This window comes from Bradyrhizobium sp. CB3481 (assembly GCF_029714305.1).
Classification (GTDB): domain Bacteria; phylum Pseudomonadota; class Alphaproteobacteria; order Rhizobiales; family Xanthobacteraceae; genus Bradyrhizobium.
Window position 1 is genome coordinate 732,124 of sequence record NZ_CP121647.1, and the last position, 16,033, is coordinate 748,156.

At 64.0% G+C, this 16,033-nt stretch carries 16 protein-coding genes; 10 read left to right on the plus strand and 6 right to left on the minus strand.

Features of this window, described 5'->3' with window-relative positions; translation table 11 throughout:
- Window positions 1-95 precede the first annotated feature (95 nt).
- Both QA643_RS03440 and QA643_RS03445 read left to right on the plus strand, forming a co-directional pair.
- Entirely contained in the window at window positions 96-1,160 is a 1,065-nt protein-coding gene (locus QA643_RS03440; protein ID WP_283031809.1) for an aromatic ring-hydroxylating dioxygenase subunit alpha, read from the plus strand.
- Between the two features lie 137 nt (window positions 1,161-1,297).
- Window positions 1,298-2,437, plus strand: a complete 1,140-nt coding sequence (locus QA643_RS03445) for an alpha/beta fold hydrolase (protein ID WP_283031810.1) — start codon at window positions 1,298-1,300, stop codon at window positions 2,435-2,437.
- A 65-nt stretch (window positions 2,438-2,502) separates the two neighbouring features.
- On the opposite strand, the gene QA643_RS03450 is transcribed toward QA643_RS03445, so the two are convergent.
- The gene (locus QA643_RS03450) at window positions 2,503-2,853 is read right to left on the minus strand and encodes a RidA family protein (RefSeq protein WP_283031811.1); all 351 of its coding nucleotides are present in this window, start codon (window positions 2,851-2,853) and stop codon (window positions 2,503-2,505) included.
- A 91-nt stretch (window positions 2,854-2,944) separates the two neighbouring features.
- Complete coding sequence (locus QA643_RS03455; protein WP_283031812.1) at window positions 2,945-4,603, minus strand: FAD-binding dehydrogenase; 1,659 nt, start codon at window positions 4,601-4,603, stop codon at window positions 2,945-2,947.
- 288 nt (window positions 4,604-4,891) lie between these two features.
- Here QA643_RS03455 and QA643_RS03460 point away from each other — a divergent pair, with 288 nt between their 5' ends.
- The 5 genes from QA643_RS03460 (at window position 4,892) to QA643_RS03480 (ending at window position 9,102) form a co-directional block, all read left to right on the plus strand.
- Window positions 4,892-5,362 carry a hypothetical protein gene (locus QA643_RS03460; protein WP_283031813.1) on the plus strand — a complete coding sequence of 157 codons (471 nt, stop codon included), beginning with the start codon at window positions 4,892-4,894 and terminating at the stop codon, window positions 5,360-5,362.
- A gap of 88 nt (window positions 5,363-5,450) precedes the next feature.
- Complete coding sequence (locus QA643_RS03465; protein ID WP_283031814.1) at window positions 5,451-5,702, plus strand: hypothetical protein; 252 nt, start codon at window positions 5,451-5,453, stop codon at window positions 5,700-5,702.
- A gap of 22 nt (window positions 5,703-5,724) precedes the next feature.
- Complete coding sequence (locus QA643_RS03470) at window positions 5,725-6,315, plus strand: SCO family protein (RefSeq protein WP_283031815.1); 591 nt, start codon at window positions 5,725-5,727, stop codon at window positions 6,313-6,315.
- Between the two features lie 94 nt (window positions 6,316-6,409).
- Complete coding sequence (locus QA643_RS03475) at window positions 6,410-7,327, plus strand: transporter substrate-binding domain-containing protein (protein ID WP_283031816.1); 918 nt, start codon at window positions 6,410-6,412, stop codon at window positions 7,325-7,327.
- Window positions 7,328-7,461: 134 nt separating this feature from the next.
- On the plus strand, window positions 7,462-9,102 hold the full coding sequence (locus QA643_RS03480; RefSeq protein WP_283031817.1) for a lysine--tRNA ligase: 1,641 nt from the start codon (window positions 7,462-7,464) through the stop codon (window positions 9,100-9,102).
- A 144-nt stretch (window positions 9,103-9,246) separates the two neighbouring features.
- Here QA643_RS03480 and QA643_RS03485 read toward each other — a convergent pair whose 3' ends face one another.
- From QA643_RS03485 to QA643_RS03495, 3 genes are all read right to left on the minus strand, one after another.
- The gene (locus tag QA643_RS03485; protein WP_283031818.1) at window positions 9,247-10,002 is read right to left on the minus strand and encodes a carbonic anhydrase family protein; all 756 of its coding nucleotides are present in this window, start codon (window positions 10,000-10,002) and stop codon (window positions 9,247-9,249) included.
- Between the two features lie 92 nt (window positions 10,003-10,094).
- Window positions 10,095-11,510 carry a 2-dehydropantoate 2-reductase gene (locus tag QA643_RS03490; RefSeq protein ID WP_283031819.1) on the minus strand — a complete coding sequence of 472 codons (1,416 nt, stop codon included), beginning with the start codon at window positions 11,508-11,510 and terminating at the stop codon, window positions 10,095-10,097.
- Window positions 11,511-11,565: 55 nt separating this feature from the next.
- Window positions 11,566-12,339, minus strand: a complete 774-nt coding sequence (locus QA643_RS03495) for an AraC family transcriptional regulator (RefSeq protein ID WP_283031820.1) — start codon at window positions 12,337-12,339, stop codon at window positions 11,566-11,568.
- Window positions 12,340-12,559: 220 nt separating this feature from the next.
- Between QA643_RS03495 and QA643_RS03500 the strand changes: the two genes are divergently transcribed.
- Window positions 12,560-13,342 (plus strand): class II aldolase/adducin family protein, encoded by a 783-nt coding sequence (locus tag QA643_RS03500; protein WP_283031821.1) that lies wholly within the window; start codon window positions 12,560-12,562, stop codon window positions 13,340-13,342.
- A 385-nt stretch (window positions 13,343-13,727) separates the two neighbouring features.
- Here the strand turns inward: QA643_RS03500 and QA643_RS03505 are convergent, their stop codons facing one another.
- Complete coding sequence (locus QA643_RS03505; protein WP_283031822.1) at window positions 13,728-14,381, minus strand: helix-turn-helix transcriptional regulator; 654 nt, start codon at window positions 14,379-14,381, stop codon at window positions 13,728-13,730.
- 173 nt (window positions 14,382-14,554) lie between these two features.
- Between QA643_RS03505 and QA643_RS03510 the strand changes: the two genes are divergently transcribed.
- Both QA643_RS03510 and QA643_RS03515 read left to right on the plus strand, forming a co-directional pair.
- Entirely contained in the window at window positions 14,555-14,899 is a 345-nt protein-coding gene (locus tag QA643_RS03510) for a DUF952 domain-containing protein (RefSeq protein WP_283031823.1), read from the plus strand.
- Window positions 14,896-15,993: a quinone-dependent dihydroorotate dehydrogenase gene (locus tag QA643_RS03515; RefSeq protein WP_283031824.1), complete on the plus strand. Its 1,098-nt coding sequence runs from the start codon at window positions 14,896-14,898 to the stop codon at window positions 15,991-15,993. The genes QA643_RS03510 and QA643_RS03515 overlap by 4 nt, the downstream gene beginning before the upstream one ends.
- Window positions 15,994-16,033: the final 40 nt, after the last annotated feature.

Here is a 16,033-nt window from a genome sequence, read left to right on the forward strand (position 1 = left end):
GTGTCCAGGGTTTTAAGGATATCCGCCGAACTGCCGATGCCCTAGAACATGACACAAAATAAGCGCCACGCGCAAAACACAGAGGGAGGAACGGCATGTCCGATGACGGCATCTTTCTGCGCAATTGCTGGTACGTCGCGGCCTGGAATCACGAGCTGATCGACGGCAGGAAACTGGCGCGTACGATCCTGGAAAAACCTGTCGTGATCTACCGCGGCGCGAGCGGCAGGGTGGTGGCGCTTGACGACCGCTGCTGCCATCGCGCGGCGCCGCTATCGATGGGCCGCATCGAAGGCGACGACATCCGCTGCATGTATCACGGCATGAAGTTCGAGCCGGGCGGCAAGTGCATCCAGATTCCGGGGCAGGATATCATTCCGGCAAAGCTCGGCGTGCGCAGCTATCCCGTGGTCGAGCGCTACAATCTGATCTGGATCTGGATGGGTGACGCCGAAAAGGCCGATCCCAATCTCATCGTGGACTATCCGCCGCTCGCCGATCCCAAGTGGCGCGGCCTGCCCGGCTACATGCATTACAAAGCCAACTGGCTGTTGATCGTCGACAATTTGAGCGACTTCGCCCATCTCGCCTTCGTGCATACGCATACGCTCGGTGGCTCCGAGGAATACGCCTACAAGACCAAGCCGGTGGCGATCGAGAAACTCGACGACGGTTTTCGCGTCGAGCGCTGGCACATGAGCGCCGATCCGCCGCCCTATCATTGCAAGGTGATCCCGAACCGGAACGACAAGGTCGACCGCCGCAATATCGGCCGCATGCTGATCCCAGGCATCTTCCTGCTCGACACCATGTTCGCGCCGGCCGGCCAGGGCGCCGAAAAGGGCGTGCAGGTGCCGGGCACGCGGCAATACCGCAACGCGCAATTCATGACGCCGGAGACGCGCAGCACGACGCATTTCTTCTGGAACTATCTGCACGATTACGATCTCGACAACCCGAACATCGCGCTGTCGCTGCGCAACAGCCTGGTAGAGGCTTTCCACGAGGATCTCGCGATCATCGAGGCACAGCAGAAGGTGTTCGATGCCGATCCGAACTATCAACTGCTCGCCATCGGTGCGGATGCAGCGCTGACCTATTTCCGCTGGCTGCTGGCGCGGCGGATCGAGGCGGAGGGGAGCACGGCACGCGCAGCGTAGCGGACGAACGGTGCGGCGGTGGTTGCACCGCGGCAACGATCGGGCTGTGCCCAGAGCCCGATCTGGCGTAAAAGCACGAACTCGATCTCGTCAGTTGGGGGTGCACTCGCGCCGTCCTCCTCGTCGCCGGGTGATCGATGGCAGAAGAAACCAGGACGCCGAAGCCGCATGCGAACGCCGACTGGGCGCAGCAGGCATGGCTATGGCCATTCGAAGCGACACGATTGGCGCTGAACGCCTACAGCCAATGGTTCGCCGATCAGAAGCCCGCGCCTTCCTCCGCGCCGGAACGGAAGCCGTTGGCCTGGACCACGCCGAATGCGGTGGCGCTGCAGCTTCCAACGATGGGATTGCGCGAGTTTTCCAAAGCAGGTTCGGCGCAGCCGGTTCTCGTCTGCGCGCCCTACGCGTTGCATGGCGCGCTCGTTGCCGACTTCGCGCCCGGCCATAGCTTGGTCGAGGCGCTACAGAAGGGCGGCGTGAACCGCATCTATGTCACCGACTGGTGCTCGGCGACGCCGGACATGCGCTTTCTCTCGATCGACAATTATCTTGCCGATCTCAACGTGGCGATCGACGAGATCGGCGCGCCGGTCGATCTCATCGGCCTGTGTCAGGGTGGATGGCTGTCGCTGGTCTATGCCGCGCGCTTTCCGGACAAGGTGCGGCGGCTCGTGCTGGCCGGCGCCCCGGTCGATGTCTCCACGCCCTCAGAGCTGTCGAAGATGGTAACCGCGCTGCCGCCAGCCGCTTTCGCGCAGATGGTGCAGCAAGGCGAGGGCATCGTCAGCGGCGAACATATGCTGCGGATCTGGAACATGCCGTTCAGCCCGCAGGACGTAGAGGCCGTGCTGCAACGAAAGCTCGGCGATGGATCGGATGAGGCGCAGTTGCTGGAGCGTTTCATGTGTTGGGACCGCGCGACGCTGGATCTGCCGGGCACCTATTATCTCGACGTCACCGAGCGAATTTTCCGGCAGAACCAGATCGCGAAGGGCCGCTTTGTCGCGCTCGGCCGCAGGAGCGATCCCGCGGAGCTGCGCGTGCCGGTCTTCGTGCTCGCAGGAGAGGACGATATCGTCGTCCCCCGCGATCAGGCGCTCGCAACAGTGCGGCTGCTCGGCACGCAGCCGTCATGGCTGGAACGCGCCTGCGAGCCGTGCGGCCACCTCAGCCTGTTCATGGGGCGAAATGTCCTGAGCCATTCCTGGCGCCGGATCGCGCGCTGGCTTCAGGCCGATATCGGCGACGTCGCCGGCGTCAAGATCCGCGCGTGAGGTGCAAACAAAAGGCCCCGGACTGCGCTGGCAATCCGGGGCGGTGTTCGTTGCGGCGGATCGCGTTACTTCGCCGCGACCACCATGATCTCGACATTGTACTGCGGCGCTGCGAGCTTGGCCTCGACGGTGGCGCGCGCCGGCGTGTTGCCGGCCGAGACCCAGCCGTCCCACACGGCGTTCATTTCGCCGAAGGTCTTCATGTCGGTGATGTAGATCGTGGCCGACAGCAGCTTCGACTTGTCGGTGCCGGCCTTGGCGAGGTGGCCGTCGATGATCGAGAGGATATCCTGCGTCTGTTCGGTCACGCTCTTGCCTGCCGCCGTGCCGGCGACGACGCCCGCGAGATAGACGGTGTTGCCGTGGACGACGACCTGGCTCATGCGAGGTCCGGTTTCGAAGCGCTGGATGGTCATATTGTTCTCCTGATAGGGGGCGGCGGTGTCTTAGCGTGCCCGTGTCCTGCGCGCCACTGCGTTATTTGCATCGATTGCACCGATGCATTGCTTAGCCGACAGCCTTCGCCGCCGCGCGCCCCGCATTCCGGCCCGAGAACAGGCAGCCGCCGAGGAAGGTGCCTTCGAGCGAGCGGTAGCCATGCACGCCGCCGCCGCCGAAGCCGGCGGCTTCGCCTGCGGCATACAGCCCGCTGATGATCTCGCGGTTGGTGCCGAACACGCGCGAGTCGAGATCGGTCTCGAAGCCGCCCAAGGTCTTGCGGGTGAGGATGTTGAGCTTCACTGCGATCAGCGGGCCGTGTGCGGGATCGAGAATTCTGTGCGGCCGTGCGGTGCGGATCAACTTGTCGCCGATATAGCGCCGTGCATTGTGCAGGTTCATGACCTGCGCGTCCTTGACATAGGGGTTTGCGATCTCGCGGTCGCGCGCTTCGATCTGCGCTTTGATGTGATCGTGGCTCAGCAGGTCGTTGCCGGCGAGGGCATTCATCGCGCTGACGAGGTCGGCGAGGTTGTCGCGCACGATGAAGTCGGCGCCGTTCTGCTTGAACGCTTCCACCGGCGCCGGCGCACCCTTGTTGGTGGCGCGCTTGATCGTCATCCGCCAGCTCTTGCCGGTGAGGTCGGGATTCTGTTCGGAGCCGGAGAGCGCGAACTCCTTCTTGATGATGCTCTGGGTCAGGATGAACCAGGAATAATCGTAGCCGGTCGACATGATGTATTGCAGCTGGCCGAGCGTGTCGGAGCCTGGGAACAGCGGCGCGGGCAGGCGCTTGCCGGTGGCGTCGAACCACATCGAGGACGGGCCGGGCAGGATGCGGATGCCATGGCGCGGCCAGATCGGGTTCCAGTTCTGGATGCCCTCGACGTAGTGCCACATCCGGTCGCGGTTGATCAGCCGCGCCCCGGCGGCCTCGGTGATGCCGATCATGCGGCCGTCGACATGTTCGGGCACGCCGGAGATCATGAAGCGCGGTGGTGCGCCGAGCCGCGTCGGCCAGTTCTGCCGAACCAGATCGTGGTTGCCGCCGATGCCGCCGGAGGCGACGATCACCACCTGTGCGCGCAACGTGAAGTCGCCGACCACCTTTCGCGACGAACTCTTGCCGCGCTCGACGCTGTCGGCTTCGAGAACTGCCCCGCTGACGCCGTCGACCGCGCCGTTCGTCATCATGAGTGTGTCGACGCGGTGGCGGAATCTAAACGTTAACAAGCCGTTTCTTTGCGCTTCGCGTGCGCGCCGTTCGAACGGCTCGACGAGGCCGGGACCAGTGCCCCAGGTGACATGAAAGCGCGGCACCGAATTGCCGTGGCCCATCGCGTCATAGCCGCCGCGCTCGGCCCAGCCGACCACCGGAAAAATACGGTGACCCATCGCGCGCAGCCAATCCCGCTTGTCGCCAGCGGCAAAAGCGACATAGGCTTCTGCCCATCGCTTTGGCCAATGGTCGTCGTCGCGGTCGAAGCCCGCGGTGCCCATCCAGTCCTGCAGCGCGAGATCGTAGGAATCCTTAATGCCTAGTCGGCGCTGCTCGGGACTATCGACCAGAAACAATCCGCCGAACGACCAAAAGGCTTGCCCGCCAAGGCTTTGCTCGCCTTCTTGGTCGACGACGACGACGCGTTTGCCGGCGTCTGCGATCTCCGTTGCCGCCACCAGTCCCGCCAGTCCGGCGCCGACCACGATTACGTCTGTGACCTCGGTCATCGTTTTCTCCCCCGTGCCGGTTTTGATTCAAGCCCGCGGCTTCATGTGCGGTCAACGGGCAAGCGGGGTCTTGCCTGTGGCTGCATCGCCACCTCAGTGAGAGTCGCTTGTTCCAGTTTGGGACCTTTACGCGCGGAGGGTGCAGCGGCCAAGCAACACTTAATTTGAATTTGTTTTGACCTGCTGTGGCTGCCTAGACAAAATCACGATCACAAACGACGCTACGTCCGTCTTGCATCACTAAGACAATCAGATTCGGTTTCGACACTTGCGACTGGGGCTGGGATGATGAAGCTGCTGACGGGTTTGCTTGCCGCTGTGCTGCTGTTGGCGGGGGTAGGGGCAAGCCAAGCCGTAGTGCGAATAGCCGATGATCGCGGCGGGCGGATCGGCACCTATGTCGACAAGTACCAGGGCCTGCGAACCTCAGGCGAAACCGTCATCATCGATGGCCTGTGCGCCTCGGCCTGCACCATCGTGCTCGGCGCGGTTCCCCATGACCGGATCTGCGTTACCTCGCACGCCAATCTCGGCTTCCACGCCGCCTGGGACTTCGGCGCCAACGGCCGCGCCGTCACCAATGCCGAGGCGACCCAGATGCTCTATTCGATGTACCCGCCGCCGGTGCGCAGATGGATTGCGGCGCGCGGCGGGCTGACCCCGCGGATGATCTTCCTGCGCGGCAAGCAACTGCAGGCGATGTACAAGCCCTGCTACCTTGACGCCCAGGCCTCCACCAACAAGCCGGCGTCTCGCTAAGCGTGCCAAGCAAGCTGACGTCGTGGCCGGGCTCGTCCCGGCCATTTGCTTTTGGTGCACACTTCGCCGGCATTCTCCGCAGGACGTGATGTCCGGTGAGGCCATTCCGCTTGCCTGCCTCCGGAACTGGCCCTATCTCAAGTTCATGGTTGAGCCGATTTCCAACCGACAGGACATGATGACGGACGCCCGGCAGCAGAGCGGGGTGGCGACGACGATTGCCTGGGGCGCCGCCGGGCTCGGGACGTTGGTCGCGCTCGGCGCGGCCGCATTGTGGTTCCAATACGGCACCACCGTGTTTTTCGAAATGATCGCCGCCGGCATCTCGGCCTGCTTCTGATCGGGTAAGAGGAATTCCACATATGGACCGAGCCATTCGCCCGCTGGTGATTTTCGCTGCCTTTATCGGCAGCCTCGCGGTCGGGCTGCTGGTCATGATGTGGGCCATGGGCAGTCTGAAAACCGTCACGGCGCCGGCGGCGATCGGCGGGCCGTTCCAACTGGTCGACCAGGCCGGCCAAACCGTCAGCGAGCAGAACCTGAAGGGCAAGCCGACGCTGATCTTCTTCGGCTTCACCCATTGCCCGGACGTCTGCCCGACCTCGCTGTTCGAGATTTCCGAAGTCCTCAAGGCGATGGGCAGTGATGCCGACAAGGTGAATGCCTGGTTCGTCTCGGTCGATCCCGAGCGCGACACCGCCGCGGCGATGAAGGACTATCTGTCCAGCTTCGATCCGCATCTGAAGGGGCTGACCGGCGATCCGGCTGACGTCGCCAAGGTGCTGTCGGCCTACCGGGTCTATGCGCGGAAAGTCCCGCTCAAGGACGGCGACTACACCATGGATCACACCGCGCTCATCTATTTGATGGACCGCGACGGCCACTTCGTCGCGCCGTTCAACCTCAAACGGACGCCGGAAGAAGCCGCCAAGGATTTGAAACGGTATCTCTGAGCGGGCTGGCAGCCCAGCTGAAGGTCGAAAACGGCCCTCGCATCGCGGGCCGGATGGTCTATAAGGCCATGAAATTTCCGCTAGTTTGCCAACGATGTCATATCTTACCGCCCCGTTAACCATTGCAAGACTGCGCCGTACGTGCCGCGCCTGGCTGGCCGGCCTATTGCTTGCGTCCGCATTGGTGATGGCCGGCGGCGTTACAGTGCAGGCCCAGACCCCGCCCCGCCCGGCGGTGGAGGCGGCCCCGCAGGCGGTGCCCGGCTTCTGGGACCCGCGGCGGCGCCCGGACCGGCCCGACATGTCGCGCCTGACGGTGATCCGGTTTTTGACCGAGACCGATTACCCGCCGTTCAACTTCACCGGCGCCGACGGCAATCCCGCCGGCTTCAATGTCGATCTGGCGCGGGCGCTTTGTGACGAGATCAAGATCTCCTGCACCATCCAGATGCGCCGGTTCGAGACGTTGGTCGACGCCATCACCAGCAACCGGGGCGACGCCATCATCGCCTCGATGGCGGTGACGCCGGCGCTGCGCGCCCGGCTCGATTTCACCGACCCCTACTACCGCGCCCCAGCCCGCTTCGTGTCGCGGCGCGAGGCCGTCATGCCGGAGGTCCGCCCCGAATATCTCGAAGGCAAGAAGGTCGGCGTCATCGCCGGCACCTCGCACGAGGCCTATCTGAAGGCGATGTTCACCGACGCCGAGATCAAGTCCTATCCGAACGACGATGCGCTGCGGCTGGCGCTCCGGCGCAGCGAGGTCGACTTCATCTTTGGCGACGCGATCTCGCTGGCGTTCTGGATCAATGGCACCGATTCCGGCGAATGCTGCGCCTTCTCGGGCGGGCCCTTTGTCGAGAGCCGCTATTTCGGCGAGGGCATCGGCATCGCCGTCCGCAAGGGCAACGATCTCTTGCGGACCTCGCTGAACTGGGCGCTGTTCCGGCTCTGGGAAAAAGGCCGCTTCACCGATCTGTGGTTGCGGTATTTTTCGATCAGTCCGTTTTGACACCTCCCGTCATTGCGAGGAGCGGGGCGAGGAAGCAATCCATGCCTCAGCAAACCGTGAAATGGATTGCTTCGCTTCGCTGGCAATGACGGCTATAACCGGCCGTTTCCCGGCCCCGAAGAGAGCCTTTAAAAATGCCCGTTATCGACCTTGCCTCCAGCCCGAGCGACCTGCGTGCGCTCGCCGAACAATCCAACGCCTGGCCATTCGAGCAGGCCAAGGCCATTGTCGCGCGGCTGAAGAAAAGCCCGAAGGACGAGGTGCTGTTCGAGACCGGCTACGGTCCGTCCGGCCTGCCGCATATCGGCACCTTCGGCGAGGTCGCGCGCACCACCATGGTGCGCCATGCCTTCCGCGTGCTCACCGAGGACAAGATCAAGACGCGGCTCTTGGCGTTCTCCGACGATATGGACGGCCTGCGCAAGGTGCCGGACAACGTACCGAACAAGGAACTGCTGGAGCAGCATCTCGGCCGGCCGCTGACGCGTGTGCCCGACCCGTTCGGCACCCATGACAGCTTCGGCGCGCACAACAATGCGCGGCTGCGCGCCTTCCTCGACACCTTTGGGTTTGACTACGAATTCGCCTCTTCGACCGACTACTACACCTCAGGCCGGTTCGACGCTGCGCTGCTGCGCATGCTGGAGCGGCTCGATGCGGTGATGAAGATCATGCTGCCGTCGCTGCGCGAGGAACGCGCCGCGAGCTATTCGCCATTCCTCCCGATCTGTCCGCGCACTGGGATGGTGCTGTACGTGCCCGTCACTGCGCATGACGCCAAGGCAGGGACGATCTCGTACGAAGACCCCGACACAAAGGAGAGCGTCACGGTCCCCGTGACCGGCGGGCATTGCAAGCTGCAGTGGAAGCCGGACTGGGCGATGCGCTGGTTCGCGCTCGGCGTCGACTATGAAATGGCCGGCAAGGACCTGATCGACTCGGTCAAGCTCTCAGGCAAGATCTGCTCGGCGCTCGGCGGCACGCCGCCGGAAGGGTTCAACTACGAACTGTTCCTCGACGAGAAAGGCCAGAAGATCTCGAAGTCCAAGGGCAACGGCCTCACCATCGACGAATGGCTACGCTATGCCTCGCCGGAATCGCTGTCGCTGTTCATGTATCGCGAGCCGAAGGCGGCGAAGCGGCTGTACTTCGATGTCATCCCGCGCAATGTCGATGACTACCAGCAATTCCTCGACGGCTTTACGCGGCAGGATGCCAAGCAGCAGCTTGCCAATCCGGTCTGGCACATCCATTCCGGCATGCCGCCAAAGGCCGACATGCCCGTCACGTTCCAGCTCTTGCTGACGCTGGTGTCGTCGTCGAACGCCGAAAACGCTGAGACGCTGTGGGGCTTCATCGGCCGCTATCGGCCGGGCGTGACACCGCAGACGCATCCGAAGCTCGATGCGATGGTCGGCTACGCTATCAACTACTACCGCGACTTCGTGGCGCCGACCAAGCAGTTCCGCGAACCGACCGACGGCGAGCGCGCCGCGCTGCAGGATCTGCGCGATGCGCTGTCGCAATTGCCGGCGGGCGCGAGCGCGGAGGACATCCAGAACGTCGTCTACGAGATAGGCCGCCGCGAGCCGTTCCTGGATCAGGTGAAGAAGGGCAAGGATGGCCGCCCCGGCGTGTCGCTCGACTGGTTCAACATGCTCTACCAGGTGCTGCTCGGCCAGGAGAAGGGCCCACGCTTCGGGTCGTTCGTCGCGGTCTATGGCGTGGCGAACGCCGTGAACATGATCGACGGCGCGTTGGCACGGAGTGCGTGACTTTCTGCGTCGTCCCTGCGAACGCAGGGACCCATAACCACCGAACGCAGTAGTCTGCAGAAGCTGTTTGCCAGCCTGCCTTATCGATAGATCACGCTGTATGGGTCCCTGCGTTCGCAGGGACGACGGAGAGAATTTGCCCGCTCACACCGACTGCAGCACGTAGCGGCGATTGTCCTTCTGCACCGGTCGCGCATTCATCGGATAGAGCTTCGCAAACCCCGCCACGTCGCTGGCCGCAACTGGCATCGGCGTGGTCAGCACCAGCCATTCCACCACTTCCGAGCAGGGCGGCGTCGTCAGCGATCCCGGATAGCGGTAGTAGCTGAGCTTCTGTGGCAGCAGGCCGTTCGGGTTGATGCCGGCATCCGCCTTCACTGCCGGGCCTTCCTTGGCGGGCATCGTGGCAACGATTTTGGCAAAGGCTGCGTTCGGCTTTCCTTCCGTCAGCAACACGCCGACCACGGCCAGCCCACCTGAATCGGCGCGATGCACGAAATGCGCCTCCATCGGAAAATTCTTGCCGCCGACGAGATGTTCGCTCGGCCGGTGGAAGTGAACCTGCAAGAGCTTGTAGGTGGTGTCGCCGAGCTTCAGCGTGGAGCCCTCGGCGAAATTGAGCTGAATGGTGTGGCCGTTGTTGACGATGGTGTCGGTGGTCTTGCCCCAGGCAATCTTCAGTGCCGGAAGCTGGGACTTGATGGTGGCAGTAATATCGATCGGCGATTGCTGTGCGCCGAGCGAGCAGGCCTTGTTGGCAGCGTCGAGGTCGCCCCATTTTGCCGGGCCACCGGCGCCCTCATAACTCCAGTGCGCGCCCTCCGCGGCAAAGCCTGTGCTCGTGCATATCGGGCACATCGCCAGCCCTACCAGCGCTTTCAGTATATTTCGGCGATCCATTTGATCCCCCAACGATCGGATGAAAGCCTTGCATTATCCGATTCCAAGACAAACGGAAGCTGAAAATATCAGGGTGATCCGCGCTACGGCACCTACAGCGGCTCCCCCGTCTTGGTGGTGAAGCTGTACACGCCGTCCGGTCCGAGCACGGCGTGCATATCGACGTCGGGATAGCTGATCTCGTCATTCGCGGTGCGGTCGCCGATCACCAGAAGCTTCACGTCCTTGTCGGTGCGGTTGACGAAGCGGTGCGCATCGCCGGAGCCGGCCGGGAAGCCGGCGCACATGCCGGCCTTCAACACCTGTGCTCCATCATTGGTCTCCATCACCACCTCGCCCTCCAGAACGAAGATGAACTCGTCCTGGCGCGAATGCGCGTGGCGATAGGAGGACTGGCCGCCCGGGATGATGCGGGTCAAGGTGACGCCGAAATTTGTCAGGCCGGCATGGTCGCCAAGCCGGCGGTTGTAGCGGGTCTGGTTGGCGGCCCGGTGTGGCGCCGGGTAACTGGTGTAGTTGCTCTCGTTCACCTCGGCCGGATCGAATGCCGGCCGGTTCAGTTCCCACGGTTCGCTCATCGCCTGCTCCCGTCGTGCATCGTCGCGCAAGCCGTCGCTGGTGGCGCGCAGCAGGGTCAGCAGGAGGCCGTTCAGCGGCACCGGCACGCCGTGCCGTTCGCCGGCCGCGACGATCGCGCCGGTCAAGGCGTCGGCCTCGAACGGACGTCCGGCGAGCCGATCGAAATACATCGAGGTGCCGGCGTCGGCGGGGTAGGTCAAAAGCGACCCCAGGCTCAGCTCGGCCTCGTCGGGCATCAACCGCGCGCCGTCGGCGCGGCCGACAGTCGCTGCTTCCTCGAGGATGGCGAGGCACAGCGCCTTGATGTCGTCGCGGCGAAACACGGCCTGCCGCTGCAGGGTAAGCGAGGTGATCGGATTGGCCACTGCGTTGATCAACAGCTTGCGCCAGGCGCGCGTCGTGAAATCGGCGCTGCGCAGCACGCGCATCGTCGTGCCGCCGAGCAAGGCTTCGAACGCTTGCCCGTCTGCATCGTCGGCGACCGCCAATTCATGATCGGTGACACGCCGAAAGCGCACCCGATCCGGCGCCAACCGCTCGCCATTGAAATAGACAATGGTCGGAACGACCGTGGCGGCGCCGACTAGCGGCGCCAACCGCTCCGCATGTCCGATGCCGTTCTGCAGGACGGCGACATGCGTGCCCGGCCCACACAGTCTTTGCAACCAAGGCGCGCTCGATGGCGTGTCCTGTGCCTTGGTGCACAGCAACACCCAATCGACCGGCTTGGCTTGTGCCGGATCGGTGAGGGCGTCCAATTGCACTTCGACCGCGCATTCCGCCCGCTCGACCGTGAGGCGGTTGAGCGGCCGTCGGACGCAGGCGATCACATCGTGCCGGTCGGCGGCCCTCAAGAGACCTGCGACGACGCCGCCGATGCTGCCCAGGCCGACGACAGCGACACTCTTGCGATCGGATTGACTTGTCATAGCGGAACTCTAAGGGGAGCCTCACATCCCGGTATTGGTTGAAATTGCGCACCGTTTATCGCGCCCGCGCCGCTGCGGCGAACTGCGCCGGCGTGATCGCGTAGCAGCGCCTGAAATGCCGGGTCAGCGCACTCTGGTCGCAAAAGCCTGCGGCCAGCGCGCATTCCGCGAGGGGAACACCGCGCTTCAGCAATCGGCAGGCGGCGTTGAGTCGGACATGGACCAGATGAGCGTGCGGCGTCAGCCCGACGGTGCTCTTGAACAGCCCGATCAGTTGAAATTTAGTCAGCCCCGCGACGCGTGCGAGTTCGTCCAGGCCGAGATTTTCGGCATAGCGCGCCTGCATCAATTCGATCACGCGGCGGACGATGACCCGGCTTTGCGGCGCCCGCTCCGGGCGGCCACCGCCGCTGCCATGTCGCTGGAACAATGTGCTGAAAGCATCGATCGCAAGCTCGTCTGCCTGCAAATCGTCTTGCCCGCTTTCGAGGCTGCGGTGCAGGCGGCAAAATCGCTCGATGAGGTCGGCATCTCCAATCATGTTCCGCATGAAATAGGGCGTAGCCTCGATGCAGAGGCTCTGGCCGATCGCGCCGACCGCTGGATTGGTCAGATAGAATGCGCGGTAGCGCCATCTTTGGCCCTCCACCATCCGCGCCGACTGACGCTCCTCCGGATTGGAAACGAACAGCGTGGCGGGCCCGGCCGCCTCTATGATGCCCCGGCTGCTGATCTCGGCGCCGCCGCCCTCCGTGACGGCGATGACAAAAGCGTCATGGGTGTGCGGGCTGAACTGATGGGCAGCAAAATCCGCTCGCAACAGGCTCATCCCTGCAATGCGCTTGCTTTGCCAATAGTTTGTGCGGTTTCCGGTGTCCCGGCGCGCCATCTTCCGAGTGCTCCGTCGTTCCGTCCGATGCGGTTGCCGCCAATCATTTCTCGCAACGCGTCATCGCAAATCGAGATAGTAGGCCCGCGCCAATTTCAACCAATACCGGCCCCAAACTGGGCTACAATATTCGTAAACACCGACAACAGGGAGGGTGCCGATGCAGTTCAGGGTTTCGCCGAAGTCGCTCAGCGAATACAGCGCCGAGGAATGGCAGACGCGGATCGATCTTGCCGCCGCGCACCGGCTGGCCTTCATCCAGGGATTTTCCGAAGGCATCTTCAACCATCTGACCTTCGTCGTGCCGGGCAAGAGCGACCGCTACTACCAGATTCCGTTCGGCACGCACTGGTCCGAGGTCACCGCGTCCTGCTTCATGGAGGTCGGCATCGACGACGGCGAGGTCAAGGCCGGCGAGGGCGAGGTGGAGCGCTCCTGCTTTTGCATCCACGCGCCGATCCACAAGGCGTTGCCGAAGGCGAAAGCGGTGTTTCACACCCACATGCCGCATGCCAGCGCGCTGACCCGGCTTGAAGATCCCCGCATCAAGGAGATCGGCCAGACCGAGGTCGGTCTATCCGGCGCCATTGCCTATGACGACGAGTATACCGGTCCGGCGCTCGATCCCGCCGAAGGCGCGCGGCTTGCCAAGGTCATCGGCGACAAGACCGTGCTGTTCATGGCCAATCACGGCATCACCACCGTCGGCGCCAGCGTCGCCGAGGCCTATGACAAGCTCTATTACGTCGAGCGCGCGGCGCAGGTGCAGATCTACGCGATGTGGACCGGCCAGAAGCTGAAGCAATTGCCGACACCGGTCGTCGAAAAGACCCGCCGCGATTATATGGACGATCATCTCTACAAGGGCCCAACCCCGGCCGAGCGGCATTTCGCGGCGTTGAAGCGGATGCTGGATCGCAAGGAGCCGGATTACGCGACGTAAGTTTTGGTCGTATCTCGCCGTCGTCCCTGCGAACGCAGGGACCCATACACCGCGGCAAGCGCGGACGGAATGTCGCGATCGCACGGTTCAGCCGCGCGCGGTCCGCCGCCGACAATCTCGGAAGCGTGGCGCGGTCCATCCCGGCGGCTATTTTCACCAGATCCGTCAGGCCGATCCCATGTTGCAGCAGGCTGCGATATTGGCGCGGCGCTAGCTGCTCCGGTGTCAGCCGCGTGTCGTGCAGGATCTTCCAGAACTTGTTCTGCGGGTGCGCGTAATAGGCCCGCTCGGCGGCGGAGGTCGTGCCGGCGGCGGTCCCACACAGAACGATGCGAAGGGAATGTTGCAGCAGGTCGCTGAGAACGTCGGTCACGAAGCCGCCATCCTACTGGCTCGCCCATACGATCCTGGCGATCCAGGCGACGTCGTCGGCATCTAGCGTGCGGTCGGCCTGCGCCGGGTTCAGCGACTGCAGCTCCAGCGTCCTGGTGGTGCGGCGCTTCAATTCCTTCACCAACACTTCGCCGTCCGACGTCTTGAGCACCACGCGGTCGCCGCGCCGGATCGGCGTGCCCGGCGACACCACGATGATGTCGCCGTCGCGATAGGCCGGCCGCATCGAATCGCCCGATATCTCCAGCGCATAGGCATGCTCGTCGCTGGCGGAAGGCAGCGCCGCCTCCTCCCAGCCCTTGCCGGCGGGAAAGCCGCGCTCGTCGAAATGGCCGCCGTTGCCGGCCTGCGCCAGCGCAAGCAGCGGCACCGATTGCAGGCCGCGCGCGCCGTCGCCGATCAACTGCACGAAAGTATCGATCGATGAATTGGTCGCGGCCAGCGCCTTCGAGACCGATTCGGTCGAAGGCCAGCGCTCGCGTCCGTCGGCGGTGATGCGCTTGGACTTGTTGAAGGTGGTAGGGTCGAGACCGGCCCGCTTGGCAAGGCCGGAGGGCGACATGCCGGCGCGTTCCGCCAGCCGGTCCAGCGCCGCCCAGACCTGGCCGTGGGTCAGGATACGGTGTGCCTTGGACTGCCTGGCCATCGAAATTCCCCGACGCGGTCTAGGAATTATTGCCTGATCCGGCCGGTTTGCGCAAATCTCCTGCTGGGCTCTGCCGCGGCAGCGCTTGAGTTGGCGGCTTGCCGCCTTTACGGTCGGCCGCCCAACCCGGCCATTTCCGGGAAACACCAAGAGAAACACAAGTCCGGAACGCCGTGCGTACAATTTATAAAATCACGTCCGCCTCGGCCTGGCGCGAGGCCGAGCGGCAGGGCGTCTATCGCGGCAGCGCGGACGATCTGCGCGACGGCTATATTCATTTCTCCACCGCCGCCCAGGTCGCGGAGACGGCGCGAAAGCATTATTTCGGCCAGACCGGCCTGTTCCTCGTCGCGGTCGATGCCGACGCGCTCGGCGATGCGCTGCGCTGGGAGCCCTCGCGCAACGACGAATTGTTCCCGCATCTCTATGGCGAACTCGATCTCGGCGCGGTGACCGATATTCTCGACCTGCGCGCGCGGTCCGACGGCACGCACGATATTCCGGAGCTTGCGCCGTGATCCGCGCCTTCGACGCCTTTTCGCTGCCGCTGCTGCGCTGGTTCGATCCGGAGGACGCGCATCGCATGGCGATCCAAGGTCTGCGGCTGCTGCCGCCGGTCAAGCCGCGCGCCGACGACCACAAGCTGGCGGTGCGCGCTTTCGGCCTGAATTTTCCCAACCCGATCGGCATGGCTGCGGGCTTCGACAAGAGCGCGGAGGTGCCGGATGCGCTGCTGCGGCTCGGTTTCGGCTTTGTCGAGATCGGTACGGTGACGCCGAAGCCGCAGGGCGGCAATCCGCGGCCGCGCCTGTTTCGCCTGGAGCGGGACGAGGCCGTAATCAACCGTATGGGCTTCAACAATGACGGCGCTGAAGCTGCGCTGCGCCGGCTTGCCGCGCGCGCCCATCATGGCGGCATCGTCGGCGTCAATGTCGGGGCCAACAAGGATTCGCCCGACCGCGTCGCCGATTACATCAAGCTGATCGAGACGTTCGCGCCGGTGGCGAGCTATTTCACCGTCAACGTCTCCTCGCCGAACACGCCGGGCCTGCGCAATCTGCAGCAGTCGGCGGCGCTCGACGATCTCCTCGCCAAGGTGATCGACGCACGGGAGCGGGTGCGCAAGAACGCCGGCGATTCGCCGGTGCTGCTCAAGATCGCGCCGGATCTCAGTCTCGCCGAACTCGACGATGTCGTGCACATCGCGCGCTCGCGCCGCGTCGACGGCATGATCGTCGCCAACACCACGCTGGCGCGTCCTTCGAGCCTGCGCGAACAGGCGCGCGCAAAGGAGCAGGGCGGCCTGTCGGGCCGGCCGCTGTTCCGCCTGTCGACGCGGATGGTGGCCGAGACCTATGTCCGCGTCGAAGGCGCATTCCCGCTGATCGGCGTCGGCGGCATCGATTCCGGCGGTGCGGCGCTGACGAAAATCCGCGCCGGCGCCAGCCTGATCCAGCTCTATTCGTCGCTGGTCTACAAGGGCCTCGGGCTGGTCGACAACATCAAGAACGATCTGGCGTCCACGCTATTGCGCACCGGGCGCGACTCGCTATCCGAAATCGTCGGCGCGGATGCCGCGACGATCACGGCTGAGGACTGGCCGGTGCAGTGATCTCTTCGCGCGCAAGCGCGTTCTGAGTTACCTCGCCCCG

Excerpts from the sequence above, each read along its gene's own strand:
- QA643_RS03440 (WP_283031809.1), top strand. The coding sequence starts at position 96 with ATGTCCGATGACGGCATCTTTCTGCGCAATTGCTGGTACGTCGCGGCC.
- QA643_RS03445 (WP_283031810.1), top strand. The coding sequence starts at position 1,298 with ATGGCAGAAGAAACCAGGACGCCGAAGCCGCATGCGAACGCCGACTGG.
- QA643_RS03450 (WP_283031811.1), bottom strand. The coding sequence starts at position 2,853 with ATGACCATCCAGCGCTTCGAAACCGGACCTCGCATGAGCCAGGTCGTC.
- QA643_RS03455 (WP_283031812.1), bottom strand. The coding sequence starts at position 4,603 with ATGACCGAGGTCACAGACGTAATCGTGGTCGGCGCCGGACTGGCGGGA.
- QA643_RS03460 (WP_283031813.1), top strand. The coding sequence starts at position 4,892 with ATGAAGCTGCTGACGGGTTTGCTTGCCGCTGTGCTGCTGTTGGCGGGG.
- QA643_RS03465 (WP_283031814.1), top strand. The coding sequence starts at position 5,451 with ATGTCCGGTGAGGCCATTCCGCTTGCCTGCCTCCGGAACTGGCCCTAT.
- QA643_RS03470 (WP_283031815.1), top strand. The coding sequence starts at position 5,725 with ATGGACCGAGCCATTCGCCCGCTGGTGATTTTCGCTGCCTTTATCGGC.
- QA643_RS03475 (WP_283031816.1), top strand. The coding sequence starts at position 6,410 with ATGTCATATCTTACCGCCCCGTTAACCATTGCAAGACTGCGCCGTACG.
- QA643_RS03480 (WP_283031817.1), top strand. The coding sequence starts at position 7,462 with ATGCCCGTTATCGACCTTGCCTCCAGCCCGAGCGACCTGCGTGCGCTC.
- QA643_RS03485 (WP_283031818.1), bottom strand. The coding sequence starts at position 10,002 with ATGGATCGCCGAAATATACTGAAAGCGCTGGTAGGGCTGGCGATGTGC.
- QA643_RS03490 (WP_283031819.1), bottom strand. The coding sequence starts at position 11,510 with ATGACAAGTCAATCCGATCGCAAGAGTGTCGCTGTCGTCGGCCTGGGC.
- QA643_RS03495 (WP_283031820.1), bottom strand. The coding sequence starts at position 12,339 with ATGAGCCTGTTGCGAGCGGATTTTGCTGCCCATCAGTTCAGCCCGCAC.
- QA643_RS03500 (WP_283031821.1), top strand. The coding sequence starts at position 12,560 with ATGCAGTTCAGGGTTTCGCCGAAGTCGCTCAGCGAATACAGCGCCGAG.
- QA643_RS03505 (WP_283031822.1), bottom strand. The coding sequence starts at position 14,381 with ATGGCCAGGCAGTCCAAGGCACACCGTATCCTGACCCACGGCCAGGTC.